This is a genomic window from Frateuria defendens, assembly GCF_001182895.1.
In the GTDB taxonomy this organism is placed as follows: Bacteria; Pseudomonadota; Gammaproteobacteria; order Xanthomonadales; family Rhodanobacteraceae; genus Frateuria_B; species Frateuria_B defendens.
In genome coordinates, this window is sequence record NZ_LFQR01000055.1 from 1 (window position 1) to 12,868 (window position 12,868).

Here is a 12,868-nt window from a genome sequence, read left to right on the forward strand (position 1 = left end):
GATCGGCCATGGCCGGGCCAAGCAAGACCCCCTCGAGCATAGGCAGCGCTCATCTGCCTAATCTCGTGCTATCGGTAACCCGGAAATCTTCTGCCGCCCACGCTCCTAGAAGGCTCTCGGCGAGGTAGCGAGGGCGCGGGAGGGACGGCGCGGGCGATATGCCCGGTGCCGGTCGGCATCCATGCCGCGCGCTTGCGACTTTTCGGAATGGCTCGATGCCGCGCCGTGGTGGGTGTATCAGGCAGGGCGCGCGCCGTGGGACGCGAGCTACCAGATATGCAGGGCCGACATCACGGCCAGCGTCGCCAGCGCCAGGCCGACCAGGGCGATCCCATGCGGATGGCGATCCGCTGCCGTGCCGCGCGGGTAGCGGCCCAGTGTGAGCCCCAGCAGGGTCCAGCGACCGAGGTTGAACAATGCGCCGTACCACAGCGCGTCGAGGATGGCCGGCGTCTTGAGATAGGTGCAGGCGTCCACGGCGGCGCCGAGCAGGGTAGCGAGCGTCTTGACGAAGTTGTCCATGCCGCGCCCGTGTGCGACGGGTCAGCCGCCGGTGGCCGCGCGCAGCACCGCCAGCACCTGCGCCTCGTCCACGCCGCCCACGATTTCCGCCTGCCCGATGCCGCGCCACAGGATCAGCCGCAGCGTGCCGGCGGTGTTCTTCTTGTCCAGCCGCATCAGTTCCAGCAGCTGCTGCGGGTCGTAGCCGGCGGGCACCGCGGTGGGCAGGCCGAGCGCGTCAAGCAGCCGCAGCAGGCGCTGCGTGTCGGCGGCCGCGCTCATGCCCAGCCGCTCGGACAGCTGCGCGGCCAGCACCATGCCCACCGCCACGCCTTCGCCGTGCAGCAGGGTGGTGTAGTGGCCGGCGGTCTCCAGCGCATGGCCGAAGGTGTGGCCCAGATTGAGCAGGGCGCGTTCACCCTGTTCGGTCTCGTCGCGCGCCACCACGCCGGCCTTGTAGCGCACCTTGCGCGCGATGGCCTCGACCAGGGCCGCGTCCTCACGCGCGGCGAGCGCGCCGGCGTGCGCCTCCAGCCAGGCAAAGAAGGCCGGATCGCCGATCGCCGCGCCCTTCACCACTTCGGCCAGGCCCGTGCGGTACTCGCGTGCGGGCAGGGTGTCGAGGGTGTCGATGTCGGCCACCACCGCGCGCGGCTGGTGGAAGGCGCCGACCAGGTTCTTGCCGGCCGGCAGGTTCACGCCGGTCTTGCCGCCGACGGAGGAATCCACCATCGCCAGCAGTGTGGTCGGCATCTGGATGAAGTCGATGCCGCGCATCCAGCAGGCCGCGCTGAAGCCGGCCAGGTCGCCCACCACGCCGCCGCCCAGCGCGATCACGCAGGCGTCGCGGGTGGCGCCCAGCGCGGCCAGCGCCTCCAGCGCGCGGCCGACGTTGGCGAAGGTCTTGTGCGCCTCGCCGTCGTCGATGAGGAAGGAGGACCAGCGCACGCCGTCCAGCCCCTGCGCCACCTTGTCGAGATACAGCGGCGCCACGGTGGTGTTGCTGACGATGAGGGCGTGGCGGCCGCGCAGCGCGGCGCGCCAGCGGGCGGCGTCGCCGAGCAGGCCGCGGCCGATCCACACCGGGTAGCTGCGGGTGCCGAGGGCGACGTCGATGGTCTGGGGATGGGAGGCGTTCATGCGTTGTGCTGGCGTTTCCAGTGTTGGTCGAGCAGTTCGATGCAGCGCAGGCTGGCGGCGGGTACGTCCTCGCGCCCGGCGGGGATGGCGAGGTCGGCGATCTCACGGTAGAGCGGTTCGCGGATCACCGCCATCGCCTCCAGCTTGGCCTCGCGGTCCTCGCCGGCGAGCAGCGGGCGCTTGGTGTCGCGCGCCAGGCGTTCGAGCTGCAGCGTGACGGTGGCGTCCAGCCACAGCACGTAGCCGCGCCCGGCCAGGTGCTCGCGGTTGAGCGGGTCGAGCACGGCGCCGGCGCCGGTGGCGAGCAGCACGCCGGCGCGAGCGCTCAAGGCGTCGAGCAGGGCGCTCTCGCGGCGGCGGAAGCCGGCCTCGCCTTCCAGCTCGAACACGCGGCTCACTTCCACCCCGGTGTGGCGTTCGATTTCCTGGTCGAGGTCGACGAACGGCAGGCCGTAGTGCGCGGCGAGGCGCCGGCCGATCGAGGTCTTGCCGGCGCCGGTGGGGCCGATCAGGAACAGGTTGCGTGAAGGGTTCATGCACGGACTTGAGAGACGATCGGCCGGAATTCTACGCAGGCGGCGCCGGCACTGTCTGCCCGCTGCGGCGACGCGGCCGGCCGGCGCGGGCCGCCGGGCCGCGCTCGCGCGCCCGTGCCATGGCGGCGAAGGCATCGATGGCGTGCATGGAAACGGCCTCGCGCGGGCTCGCCATCGGACGATGCCGAGGCGGCGGGCGCATGCCATCGGCGGTTCCGGAACGCCACCGGGGGGGAGGGCCCGCGCGTAGAATCGGGGCTCTTTGCATGCGGAGGCCGCGGATGGCCGAACGGATCCTGCTGGCCGGTTGCGGCGATCTCGGCCACCGCGTGGCGCAGCGCCTGCTCGCGCGCGGCGACGAAGTGTTCGCGTTGCGCCGCCAGCCGCCGGCGGACGCGCCGGCCGGCATCCGCTGGCTGCGCGGCGATCTCGCCCGGCCGTCCACGTATGCGGACGGCCTGCCCGCCGGCCTCGACCGGCTGGTCTACCTGCCGGCGCCGGCGGCGCGCGAGGCGGCGGCGTATCGCGCGGTGTTCGGCGACGGCCTGCGCGACCTGCTCGCAGCGCTCGACCGTTCGCGGCTGGCGCGCGTGCTGTTCGTCTCCTCCAGCGCCGTATACGGCGAGCATGGCGGGCAATGGGTGGACGAGGCGACGCCGCCGGCGCCGCTCGGCTTCAACGGCGCCGTGCTGCGGGAGGCGGAGTGCTGGCTGGCCGGCCAGCCGCTGCGCAGCGTGGCGCTGCGCCTGGCGGGCCTGTACGGCCCCGGCCGCCTGCAGCTGGCCGAGCGCCTGCGCGCCGGCACGGTGCGCGTGCCGCGCGCGGCGCCGCACTGGGCCAACCGCATCCACGTGGACGATGCCGCCGCGGCCATCGTGCACCTGCTCGACCTCGCCGACCCGGCACCGCTCTACCTCGGCGTGGACGACACGCCGCTGCCACTGGACGTGCTGTACGACCACCTCGCAGGCCTGCTCGGCGTCGCGCCGCCGGCGGACGGCCCGGCGCCGGCCAACGTCGGCAGCAAGCGGCTCAGCAACGCGCGGCTGCGCGCCAGCGGCTTCGCGTTCCGCTGGCCGGATGCGCGCGCGGGCTACGCGGCCTTGCTCGGTGCGTGAATGGACGGGACGTCCATGTAGACATAAGGAGCGCGCCTTGCGCGCGACCCGCCTACGCAGCGGCAATGCCGTGACGCTGCGGTCGCGCGCAAGGCGCGCTCCTACAGTGGCGATGCTTCGGGCGTGAGGCGGTTCCGGCGCTTGGCGGTGCGGGCTTTTCAGTCGTGGCTGAGCCCGGTGACGTGGTGATCGGCGTCGTACTCCACCACGCTGTCGGCCAGCGCGGGCAAGGTGGCCAGGGCGTGCCGGCTCAGCCGTTCGTAGTGGGCGAGGAAGCGGTCCATCATCGAGGCATCCATCGCCAGCGGCGCGCCGCGTGCCAGCAGCGCTTCTTCCTGCTGGCTGCGCCAGCGGCGCACCACGTCCCAGCCCGGCGCCTGCAGCACCACCAGCGCGTCCAGCTTGCGCCACAGCGGCTGGTAGCCGCGCAACTGCTTGTTGACCCAGCGGCGCCAGTCGCCGTCGGGGTCTTCGCTGCGTTCGAGATCGTTGATCGGTCTTTCCAGCGTCGCCAGCGTCTGCGGACGGATGCCCAGTGCCCAGCCTTCGAGGATCACCAGCTTCGGCGGCCGCGCGGTGTGCGGCCAGCGCGAGGGCGGCAGGCGCGTGTCGCGGCCCTTGTCGAAGCGCGGCCAGGACACCGGCAGTTTCTCCGAGGCCTGCGGGAAGGCGGCCAGTACCGACATCAGCAGCTCGATCTCGTGCGTGCCCGGCACGCCGCGGGTGCGCAGCAGCGGGTGGACCTCCCGCGCCAGCGCCTCGCGGTCGCTGCGCGAGTAGTAGAAGTCGTCCAGCGACAGCACCTCGGTCGGCCAGCCGCGCGTTTCCGCCTCGGCCTTCATCACCCGCGCCAGCGTGCTCTTGCCGCTCCCTTGCAGGCCCGAGAGACCCAGCAGATAAGGGCGTCTTGCCCGTGCGATGCGCCCGGCGTAGTGGTCCAGCAGGTGGCCGGCCAGGGCCTCGTTCTGCGTGCTAGCATCGTTGTTCATGCGCGCCATGATGGCGCGTGACGGCCATGATGCAAGAGCCATGCTGAAACGCGAGATCCTGGATACCTTCCTGCAACTGCTGGACGAGGCGGCCGCGTCGGGCGAACCCGACCCCACCGCCATGAACCTGGCCACGGCCGACGCCGCCGGCCGCGTCAGCTCCCGCATCGTGCTGCTCAAGGGCGCCGACGAGCGCGGCTTCCGCTTCTTCACCAACTACCACAGCGACAAGGGCGCCCAACTGGAGGCGCATCCGCAGGTGGCGCTGTGCTTCCACTGGAAGACGTTGCGCGAGGGCGTGCAGGTGCGCGTGGAAGGCCACTCGCGCAAGCTGATGGCGGAGGAGTCGGGCGCCTACTTCGCCTCCCGCCCGCGCGGCAGCCAGCTCGGCGCCTGGGCCTCGCTGCAGTCGCAGACGCTGCCCGACCATGACACCTTCGAGAAGCGCCTGGCGCACTACGAGCAGGAGTTCGCCGGGCGCGAGGTGGCGCGGCCGCCGCACTGGGGCGGCTACGTGGTGGAGCCGGACATGGTCGAGTTCTGGTACGGGGCCGAGTTCCGCCTGCACGAGCGCGTGCGCTGGAGCCGCCACGGCCAGACCTGGACCAGCCGGCTGCTCTACCCTTGAGTACCTGGGCGGGCCTTGAGACCCGCCCGGGCGCTCCCACAGCGAGGTGATCGCCATGCATACGGCAGCCCCCGTCGTTCGCGTCGCGCAGAGCGGGTTCGCGGTGCATGCGCGCGGCCGCGGCTTCACCGAGATCAGCGACAAGGTGGCCGCCGCGGTCGCCGCCAGCGGCGTGCACGTTGGCCTCGCCCACGTCTTCACCCATCACACCAGCTGCTCGCTGCTGATCAGCGAGAACGCCGACCCCTCGGTGCGCAGCGACCTGGAGCGCTGGTTCGCGCGCGCGGTGCCGGACGGCGATGCCATCTTCCAGCACGACGCCGAAGGCCCCGACGACATGCCCGCGCACATCCGCGCCATCCTCACCGGGGTGAGCCTGAGCGTGCCGGTGCACGGCGGGCGGCTGCAACTCGGCACCTGGCAGGGCATCTACCTGTGGGAGCATCGCACGGACCCGCACCAGCGGCGGGTCACGGTGACGGTGATGGGAAGCTAGTCCCGGCGCGCGCCGCATTACCGACTCCCGACTCCCTGCCCCAAACCCAAATGCCCGACCCCTTCCCCCATCGCATCGTCTGCCTCACCGAGGAACCCACCGAGGTGCTCTACGCGCTCGGCGAGCAGGCGCGCATCGTGGGCATCTCCGGCTTCACCGTGCGGCCGCCCGAGGCGCGGCGCGAGAAGCCCAAGGTGTCGGCCTTCACCAGCGCCAAGCTCGGCGAGATCCTCAAGCTGGAGCCGGATCTGGCGATCGGCTTCTCCGACATCCAGGCCGACATCGCGCGCGAGCTGATCCGTGCCGGCGTCGAGGTGTGGATCAGCAACCATCGCAGCGTGGACGGCATCCTCGCCTACATCCGCCGGCTCGGCGCGATGGTCGGCGCGCACGGGAAGGCCGAGGCCTATGCGCGCGAAGCGGAGGCGCACCTCGCGCGCGTCGGCGCGGCGGCGGCGCGGCTGCCGCGCCGGCCGAAGGTGTATTTCGAGGAATGGGACGAGCCGCCGATCACCGGCATCCGCTGGGTGGCCGAGCTGATCCGCATCGCCGGCGGCGAGGACTGCTTCCCCGAACTGGCGCGCGCGCCGCTGGCGAAGCAGCGCATCCTCGCCGACGGCGACGAGGTGGTGCGGCGCGCGCCGGACATCATCCTCGGCTCCTGGTGCGGCAAGCGCTTCCGGCCGGAGAAGGTCGCCGCGCGACCGGGCTGGGAGGCGATCCCGGCGGTGCGCGCGGGCGAGCTGCACGAGATCGAGTCGCCGCGCATCCTGCAGCCGGGGCCGGCGGCGCTGTTCGACGGCCTGAGCGACATCGCCGCCATCATCGAGCGCTGGGCGCGGCGTTGAGCGCGGCGATGCGCATCCGCCGTGCGGGGCGCGGCTCGATCGCGCGGCGCATCCTTCGAGGGGCTGGGCGGTGGGGTTTTCCGCGCTGAAGCGTCGGGGCGCGCGCCGCGCAACCCGGCGCGCTTGGGCCGGATCGCGCGGTCTTCGGTGGGAGTGGGGAAGGCGAGGCGGTATGCCCCGGTCAGAGCGTGCTTTCGACCTGCGGCAGGGCGAGGCGCGCCTTGGTCAGCGCCATGCCCAGGTTGGCGGTGCGGCGGCACACGAACACGAGCACGTATTCCGGGTGCAGCTTGCCGCGCATGAACACGTGGATCAGGTTTTCGCTGTTGACGAGGATCTCCTGGAAGTAGTGGACGCTCTGGTCTGGCGGCAGGCCGCGGGCCTGGCGGAACAGCTTCTCGATCATCGAGACGTTGGGGCCCTGGTACATGTCCGCCGTGGCCGCGGCGAGCAGGTCCATGACCTCGCGCGGGTGCGAGTCCACGGTCTTGATCGCCAGCAGCATGCCCGAGGCGATGTCCACGTAGCCGGCGGCCACGCATTCGGGCACGGTGGAGATCGCCTGCTGCAGCGCGGTTTCGAGTGTTGCCATGAAGGTTTGCCCCTTGTGGTTGGTGATGCGCACGTCCATGGTGCGCCGCAACAGCATAGGGACGAGGCGCGCGCCGAATGTGCGCTGGACGTCACACGTCAGGGGGCCGCGCGGATGAGCAGGTTGGTTTCCAGTGCGTGCAGCAGGTCTTCCTGTTCCTGCGTCTGCACGAAGCCGGGTTCGACCACGCGCAGGCGGCGCAGGGCCTCGTCCGCGGTGAGGCCTTCGCGGATCAGCCAGGCGCCGAGGATGGTGCCGGTGCGGCCGAGCCCGGCCAGGCAGTGCACCGCCAGCACCTCGCCCTCGCGGATGAAGGCCTTCATCTTGACCAGCAGCAGCTTCGCCCACAGCAGCGGCGGCGCGCGGCGGTCCTCGATGGTGAGGCCGTAGCTGCGCAACCGGTGGCGGGCGAGCGCCTCGGCGGGCAGCTCGCGTTCGGTGAGGTTGATCAACAGGGTGACGCCCATCGCGCGCAGCAGGGCCAGGTCGTGGTCCAGCGGTGCCACCACGCCGGGCATCGGGCAGCCGGCCAGCTGGCCGGGCACCAGCCAGTGGAAGCCGGTGGGGCCGCGGACGTCGGGCGCGGCGGTGTGGGGCGGCGACGCGGACGCGCTGGCCGGTGCAGCAGGCGAAGCCGGCGCGCTGGCCGGCACGTCGGAAAGCGGCGACACCTGCGGGGCGGCCAGCGCGGCACTGGCGTAGGCCGGCAGCGGCGCCGGCGGCGGCACGTCCTCGGCCAACTCGTCCTGCGTCGCATCGGGCGCGGGCACGTGGCAGCTGCCGGTGCGCAGGAACTGCGCGAGCACCGGGTGGCCGTCGCGGTTGGCGAAGAAGTCCGCCGCGCCGGCGTCGACCTGGATGCGACCGCCCGCCATCAGGATGGCGCGGTCGGCAAGCTCGCGCGCCTGGCGCTGGTGGTGCAGCACCACCAGGCAGCCGTGGTCCCCGGCGAGGCGTCGGATCAGCCGCAGGATCTTGGCCGCGTCGTCGCCGGACAGCCCCGCGGTCGGCTCGTCGATCAGCAGCAGCGGGCTGCCGGTGAAGGCGGCGCGCATGATCGCCGCGAGCCGGGCCTGCACGGTGGGCAGGTCGATCGGCAGCGCGTCGAGGCGCTGCGCGAGCACGTCGAGCCCGAACGCTTCCAGCCGCTCGACGATATGGCGGCGCAAGGCGTGCGGGTTGGCCGACTGCCGGCCGCGCAGCACGGAGGCGAAGCCCTCGAACACGCTGGTGCCCAGGTCGCGCGGCTGCTGGTGCACCAGCGAGGGCGCCGGCGCGCCGTCCTCCAGCGCCTCGCCCAGGTAGCGGGCCTGCCCCCACTGCCGCTTGAGCGGCGAGGCGTGCAGCCCGGCCAGCGCATGCAGCAGGGTCGACTTGCCGGTGCCGCTGGGGCCCATCAGCACGACGACGCCGGGCGTGCCGATGTCGAGGTCGATCTCGGCGAGCACGGTGCGCTGGCCGAAGGCCACGCCGAAGCCGTGCAGCGCGAGGAGGGGCGGGGGCGTGTCGGGCCGGTGGTCCGAGGGGAAGAGAACGGCTGGTTCCATGTGCCTGTACCGGAGCCTTGTCACGGGTCGTCCGGCCCGGGGCGGGCTGGACCGCATGCGTGGTGCGCCGCAACAGTTAGCGCGTTGCTTCCGCTTCGTGTCAAGGCTCGGAGTGAGGCGCCGTCAACGGATCGGCGGTGCGGCGTTTAGCCGCCCGCCCACTGCGCGCCGAGGTTGAGCAGCGGCGCGGCGATCAGCATGCGCGCGAGCAGCAGGACGATGATCGCCACGGTGGGCGAGAAGTCGATCTGGCCGAACACCAGCTTGCCGCGCAGCGGCCGCAGCAGCGGCTCGACGATGGTGCCGGCCAGGCGCAGCAGCGGCTGGCGGTAGTCGACCTGGAACAGGCTGAGCAGCGACCAGCCGAACACCAGCACCAGGTACAGCAGCAGCACGAAGTCGAGCAGGTCGGCCAGCGCCATCACCACCAGCCCCAGCGGCCGCGGGGCGAGGCCAACCAGCGCCAGCAGCACCAGCCGCTTGAGCAGCATCGCCGCGAAGGCCACCAGCAGCGCGGCCAGGTTGATGCGCCGCCAGTTCGGCAGCACGCGCCGGATCGGCGCCAGCACCGGGTTGGAGTAGCGGTAGATGAACTGGCTGAGCGGGTTGTGGAAATCCACGCGGCAGGCCTCGGCGAGCAGGCGCAGCACGAACAGCGTGGCGACCGCGTCGAAGGCGATCTCGATCAGCAGGGCGAAGGCGTTGAGGAGGTAGCTCACGGCAGTTTGTCCAGTTCGGCGGCCAGTTCCGCGCCGCGGCGGGTGGCGGCGGCCACGGCGCGGGCGACCACGCGCGGCAGCGCGTCGGCGGCGAAGCTCTCCAGCGCCGCCTGGGTGGTGCCGTGGGGCGAGGTGACGCGCCGGCGCAGCACGGCGGGATCCTCGCCACCCTCCACCAGCATGCGCCCGGCGCCGAGGCAGGTCTGCGCGGCCAGCGCGCGCGCCGCCTCGCGCGGCAGGCCCTGGGCCACCGCGGCGTCCTCCAGCGCCTCGACCAGCGCGAAGAAATAGGCGGGGCCGGAGCCGGACAGCGCGGTGACGGTGTCCATCTGCGCCTCGTCGGCGATCCAGCGGGTGAGGCCGACGGCATCGAGGATGTGCTGCGCCTGCGCCTTCTGCGGCGCGCTGACCCGGGCGTTGGCGCACAGCCCGGTGGCGCCGGCGCCGATCAGCGCCGGGGTGTTGGGCATGCAGCGCACGATCGGCAGGGCGCCGAACCAGCGCTCCAGCTGGTCCAGTCGCACGCCGGCGGCGATCGAGATCAACAGCGGGTGCTGGCGCTGCAGCGCCTCGCGCAGCTCGATGCGGATCGCGGGCATCACCTGCGGCTTCACCGCCAGCACCACCACCTCGGCGTCGGCCGCGGCGAGACGGTTCTCGGCGAAGGTGGAGACGCCGAACTCGCGCCCCAGCGCCTCGCGCCCGTCGGCCTGCGGCTCGGCCACGCGGATGGCGGAGGCGGGCAGGCCGGTCTTGAGCAGGCCGCCAATCAGGCTGCGCGCCATGTTGCCGCCGCCGATGAAGGCTAGTCGTGTCATGCGGGAAACGTTCCGTGGTCGTCGAGGCGATACCTTAACCGGAGCGGCGCGGCCATGGCAGGGCGGCGCGGGCCAACCGGCGCCGCGCGGGCGGCTACCCGGTTCGCAGTTTTGCGCATGGCCGAAGGGAATACTGGTCGCGCCGGCCCCGCCGCGAGTAGTATCGGCCGCGCTGTTGGGGGATTTCCGGATTCTGTGCCGAGTCATGGTGCTCGCGGTGGATGCCGGAGCGCCGTTCGACCCGCCTTCGCCGGCGTCGCCCGCGGCCCGCACATGCCATCCCGACGATCGGTTGAAGGGGAAAACGCCAGATGGATATCGCCGAGCTGCTCGCCTTTTCGGTGAAGAACAAGGCCTCGGACCTGCACCTGTCCGCCGGCCTGCCGCCGATGATCCGCGTGGACGGCGACGTGCGGCGCATCAACATCCCGCCGCTGGAGCACAAGCAGGTGCACGCGCTGGTCTACGACATCATGTCGGACAAGCAGCGGCGCGACTACGAGGAATTCCTCGAGGTCGACTTCTCCTTCGAGATTCCCGGCCTGGCGCGCTTTCGCGTCAACGCCTTCAACCAGAACCGCGGCGCCGGCGCGGTGTTCCGCACCATTCCCTCCGAGGTGCTGACGCTGGAGGACCTGGGCGCGCCCAAGGTGTTCCGCGATCTGATCGAGCAGCCGCAGGGGCTGATCCTGGTGACCGGGCCCACGGGCTCGGGCAAGTCCACCACGCTGGCGGCGATGGTCGACCACATCAACAAGAACGAGTACGGCCACATCCTCACCATCGAGGATCCGATCGAGTTCGTGCACACCTCGCAGAAGTGTCTGATCAACCAGCGCGAGGTGCACCGCGACACGCACGGTTTCAACGAGGCGCTGCGCTCGGCGCTGCGCGAGGACCCGGACTACATCCTGGTGGGCGAGCTGCGCGACCTGGAGACCATCCGCCTGGCGCTGACCGCCGCGGAGACCGGCCATCTGGTGTTCGGCACGCTGCACACCTCCTCGGCCGCCAAGACCATCGACCGCATCATCGACGTGTTCCCCGCCGGCGAGAAGCCGATGGTGCGCTCGATGCTGTCCGAGTCGCTGCGCGCGGTGATCTCGCAGTCGCTGCTGAAGAAAGTGGGCGGCGGGCGCCTGGCGGCGCACGAGATCATGGTCGGCATCCCGGCCATCCGCAACCTGATCCGCGAGGACAAGGTGGCGCAGATGTATTCGGCCATCCAGACCGGCCAGCAGTACGGTATGCAGACGCTGGACCAGAACCTGCAGGACCTGGTCAAGCGCGGCCAGGTGACGCGCCAGCAGGCGGCGGCGTATGCGCGCAACAAAGACGTTTTCAAATGAACCGGGAATCGGGAATGGGGAATAGGGAATAGGAAAAACTGCGAGCGTCCCGCACCGCTCTTCCGATTCCCCATTCACTATTCCCGACTCCCAGCCCGGAGGGCTTATGAGCGACTTCGACTTCACCTCCTTCCTCAAGCTGATGGTGCACAAGAAGGCGTCGGACCTGTTCATCACGGCCGGCGTGGCGCCCTCGATGAAGGTGCAGGGGCGCATCGTGCCGGTGACGCAGAGCCCGCTCTCGCCGCAGCAGTCGCGCGACATGGTGCTCAACATCATGACGCCCAGCCAGCGCGAGGAGTTCGAGAAGACCCACGAGTGCCAGTTCGCCATCTCGGCGCAGGGCGTGGGGCGCTTCCGCGTGTCGTGCTTTTACCAGCGCAACTGCGTGGGCATGGTGCTGCGCCGGATCGAGTCGAAGATCCCCAGCGTGGAGGAGCTCAACCTGCCGCCGATCATCAAGCAGCTGGCGATGACCAAGCGCGGCATCATCATCTTCGTGGGCGGAACCGGCACCGGCAAATCCACCTCGCTGGCTTCGATGATCGGCTACCGCAACCAGAACTCGACCGGCCACATCATCACCATCGAGGACCCGATCGAGTACGTGCACAAGCACGAGGGCTGCATCATCACCCAGCGCGAGCTCGGCATCGACACCGACAGCTGGGAGAACGCGCTGAAGAACACCCTGCGCCAGGCGCCGGACGTGATCATGATCGGCGAGGTGCGCACGCGCGAGACGATGGAGTACGCCATCAACTTCGCCGAAACCGGCCACCTGTGCCTGTGCACGCTGCACGCCAACAACGCCAACCAGGCGATCGACCGCATCCTCCACTTCTTCCCGGAGGATCGCCACGCGCAGCTGTTCATGGACCTCTCGCTCAACTTGAAGGGCATCGTGGCGCAGCAGCTGATCCCCACCCCCGACGGCAAGGCGCGGCGCGTGGCGGTGGAGGTGATGCTGGGCACGCCGCTGGTGCAGGACTACATCCGCCAGGGCGAGATCCACAAGCTCAAGGAAGTGATGAAGGAATCCACCAACCTCGGCATGAAGACCTTCGACCAGAGCCTGATCGAGCTCTACCACGCCGGCGAGATCTCCTACGAGGACGCCCTGCGCCACGCCGACAGCTCCAACGAGGTGCGCCTGCGCATCAAGCTCGCCCAGGGCGGCGACGCCCACACCCTGTCGCAGGGGCTGGAGGGCGTGGAGGTGGAGGAGACCAAGGATGGGCAGAACTTCGGCGGGATGATGTACCGCTGAGCTCTTCTTTAGGCGGTTTGCATGTGGGGGCCCGGCCTCTCTCGAGGGCTTTGCTGCGCGTGATTGCGCGGCAGTGCGTATTGTTTGCGCGAAGCAAATGTTACGAATCCGTTGACGATCGCAATGTATTGCGATCTACTGAATGAGGGCCAGGTCCCTGGCCTGCGAGCACCACCAAGCCCCTGATGAGCAGAATTTGGCTGTTCAGTTCTGAAGGCGAGTGCTGAAGCACTGCGCCGTGGGAATGCTCGTGGTGATTTCGTAAAAATTTACGAGTGATGGATCCGTTTTTTCACTGGGGAGATAGTTCGTGACGC

The 12,868-nt window shown here is 70.6% G+C and carries 14 protein-coding genes; 6 read left to right on the forward strand and 8 right to left on the reverse strand.

Annotated elements, in window-relative coordinates; translation table 11 throughout:
• Positions 1-267: 267 nt before the first annotated feature.
• The 3 genes from ACH65_RS09090 to ACH65_RS09100 are packed head-to-tail and all read right to left on the reverse strand — an operon-like array spanning position 268 to position 2,177.
• Complete coding sequence (locus ACH65_RS09090) at positions 268-522, reverse strand: hypothetical protein (RefSeq protein ID WP_049622278.1); 255 nt, start codon at positions 520-522, stop codon at positions 268-270.
• A 21-nt stretch (positions 523-543) separates the two neighbouring features.
• Positions 544-1,641: a 3-dehydroquinate synthase gene (gene aroB, locus ACH65_RS09095; protein ID WP_049622279.1), complete on the reverse strand. Its 1,098-nt coding sequence runs from the start codon at positions 1,639-1,641 to the stop codon at positions 544-546.
• The gene (locus ACH65_RS09100) at positions 1,638-2,177 is read right to left on the reverse strand and encodes a shikimate kinase (RefSeq protein WP_049622280.1); all 540 of its coding nucleotides are present in this window, start codon (positions 2,175-2,177) and stop codon (positions 1,638-1,640) included. Before ACH65_RS09100 ends, aroB begins: the two co-directional genes overlap by 4 nt.
• A 281-nt stretch (positions 2,178-2,458) precedes the next feature.
• Here ACH65_RS09100 and ACH65_RS09105 point away from each other — a divergent pair, with 281 nt between their 5' ends.
• Positions 2,459-3,295, forward strand: coding sequence for an NAD-dependent epimerase/dehydratase family protein (locus ACH65_RS09105; RefSeq protein WP_049622281.1), 837 nt, complete (start codon positions 2,459-2,461; stop codon positions 3,293-3,295).
• 158 nt (positions 3,296-3,453) lie between these two features.
• On the opposite strand, the gene ACH65_RS09110 is transcribed toward ACH65_RS09105, so the two are convergent.
• Entirely contained in the window at positions 3,454-4,284 is an 831-nt protein-coding gene (locus ACH65_RS09110) for a kinase (RefSeq protein ID WP_049622290.1), read from the reverse strand.
• A 40-nt stretch (positions 4,285-4,324) separates the two neighbouring features.
• Here ACH65_RS09110 and pdxH point away from each other — a divergent pair, with 40 nt between their 5' ends.
• Genes pdxH through ACH65_RS09125 form a run of 3 tightly spaced genes read left to right on the forward strand, consistent with a single transcriptional unit; the run spans position 4,325 to position 6,256 of the window.
• Positions 4,325-4,912 carry a pyridoxamine 5'-phosphate oxidase gene (gene pdxH / locus ACH65_RS09115; protein WP_049622282.1) on the forward strand — a complete coding sequence of 196 codons (588 nt, stop codon included), beginning with the start codon at positions 4,325-4,327 and terminating at the stop codon, positions 4,910-4,912.
• A 55-nt stretch (positions 4,913-4,967) separates the two neighbouring features.
• Entirely contained in the window at positions 4,968-5,408 is a 441-nt protein-coding gene (locus ACH65_RS09120; protein ID WP_049622283.1) for a secondary thiamine-phosphate synthase enzyme YjbQ, read from the forward strand.
• A 50-nt stretch (positions 5,409-5,458) separates the two neighbouring features.
• The gene (locus ACH65_RS09125) at positions 5,459-6,256 is read left to right on the forward strand and encodes an ABC transporter substrate-binding protein (RefSeq protein WP_049622284.1); all 798 of its coding nucleotides are present in this window, start codon (positions 5,459-5,461) and stop codon (positions 6,254-6,256) included.
• Positions 6,257-6,437: 181 nt separating this feature from the next.
• On the opposite strand, the gene ACH65_RS09130 is transcribed toward ACH65_RS09125, so the two are convergent.
• The 4 genes from ACH65_RS09130 to proC form a co-directional block, all read right to left on the reverse strand.
• Positions 6,438-6,848, reverse strand: coding sequence for a roadblock/LC7 domain-containing protein (locus ACH65_RS09130; protein WP_049622291.1), 411 nt, complete (start codon positions 6,846-6,848; stop codon positions 6,438-6,440).
• 98 nt (positions 6,849-6,946) lie between these two features.
• Positions 6,947-8,395 carry a phosphatase domain-containing putative toxin gene (locus ACH65_RS09135; protein ID WP_049622285.1) on the reverse strand — a complete coding sequence of 483 codons (1,449 nt, stop codon included), beginning with the start codon at positions 8,393-8,395 and terminating at the stop codon, positions 6,947-6,949.
• A gap of 146 nt (positions 8,396-8,541) precedes the next feature.
• Positions 8,542-9,114, reverse strand: a complete 573-nt coding sequence (locus ACH65_RS09140) for a YggT family protein (RefSeq protein ID WP_049622286.1) — start codon at positions 9,112-9,114, stop codon at positions 8,542-8,544.
• The gene (gene proC / locus ACH65_RS09145) at positions 9,111-9,932 is read right to left on the reverse strand and encodes a pyrroline-5-carboxylate reductase (protein WP_049622287.1); all 822 of its coding nucleotides are present in this window, start codon (positions 9,930-9,932) and stop codon (positions 9,111-9,113) included. Before proC ends, ACH65_RS09140 begins: the two co-directional genes overlap by 4 nt.
• A gap of 311 nt (positions 9,933-10,243) precedes the next feature.
• Here proC and ACH65_RS09150 point away from each other — a divergent pair, with 311 nt between their 5' ends.
• Together ACH65_RS09150 and ACH65_RS09155 are read left to right on the forward strand one after the other, a co-directional pair.
• Positions 10,244-11,281, forward strand: a complete 1,038-nt coding sequence (locus ACH65_RS09150; RefSeq protein ID WP_049622288.1) for a type IV pilus twitching motility protein PilT — start codon at positions 10,244-10,246, stop codon at positions 11,279-11,281.
• A gap of 106 nt (positions 11,282-11,387) precedes the next feature.
• Positions 11,388-12,551: a PilT/PilU family type 4a pilus ATPase gene (locus ACH65_RS09155; protein WP_049622289.1), complete on the forward strand. Its 1,164-nt coding sequence runs from the start codon at positions 11,388-11,390 to the stop codon at positions 12,549-12,551.
• Positions 12,552-12,868: the final 317 nt, after the last annotated feature.

Bases quoted from the DNA above. Each gene is read 5' to 3' on its own strand.
- ACH65_RS09125 (WP_049622284.1), top strand. From the start codon at position 5,459: ATGCCCGACCCCTTCCCCCATCGCATCGTCTGCCTCACCGAGGAACCC.
- proC (WP_049622287.1), bottom strand. From the start codon at position 9,932: ATGACACGACTAGCCTTCATCGGCGGCGGCAACATGGCGCGCAGCCTG.
- aroB (WP_049622279.1), bottom strand. From the start codon at position 1,641: ATGAACGCCTCCCATCCCCAGACCATCGACGTCGCCCTCGGCACCCGC.
- ACH65_RS09135 (WP_049622285.1), bottom strand. From the start codon at position 8,395: ATGGAACCAGCCGTTCTCTTCCCCTCGGACCACCGGCCCGACACGCCC.
- ACH65_RS09090 (WP_049622278.1), bottom strand. From the start codon at position 522: ATGGACAACTTCGTCAAGACGCTCGCTACCCTGCTCGGCGCCGCCGTG.
- ACH65_RS09155 (WP_049622289.1), top strand. From the start codon at position 11,388: ATGAGCGACTTCGACTTCACCTCCTTCCTCAAGCTGATGGTGCACAAG.
- ACH65_RS09100 (WP_049622280.1), bottom strand. From the start codon at position 2,177: ATGAACCCTTCACGCAACCTGTTCCTGATCGGCCCCACCGGCGCCGGC.
- pdxH (WP_049622282.1), top strand. From the start codon at position 4,325: ATGCTGAAACGCGAGATCCTGGATACCTTCCTGCAACTGCTGGACGAG.
- ACH65_RS09130 (WP_049622291.1), bottom strand. From the start codon at position 6,848: ATGGCAACACTCGAAACCGCGCTGCAGCAGGCGATCTCCACCGTGCCC.
- ACH65_RS09150 (WP_049622288.1), top strand. From the start codon at position 10,244: ATGGATATCGCCGAGCTGCTCGCCTTTTCGGTGAAGAACAAGGCCTCG.
- ACH65_RS09120 (WP_049622283.1), top strand. From the start codon at position 4,968: ATGCATACGGCAGCCCCCGTCGTTCGCGTCGCGCAGAGCGGGTTCGCG.
- ACH65_RS09110 (WP_049622290.1), bottom strand. From the start codon at position 4,284: ATGAACAACGATGCTAGCACGCAGAACGAGGCCCTGGCCGGCCACCTG.
- ACH65_RS09105 (WP_049622281.1), top strand. From the start codon at position 2,459: ATGGCCGAACGGATCCTGCTGGCCGGTTGCGGCGATCTCGGCCACCGC.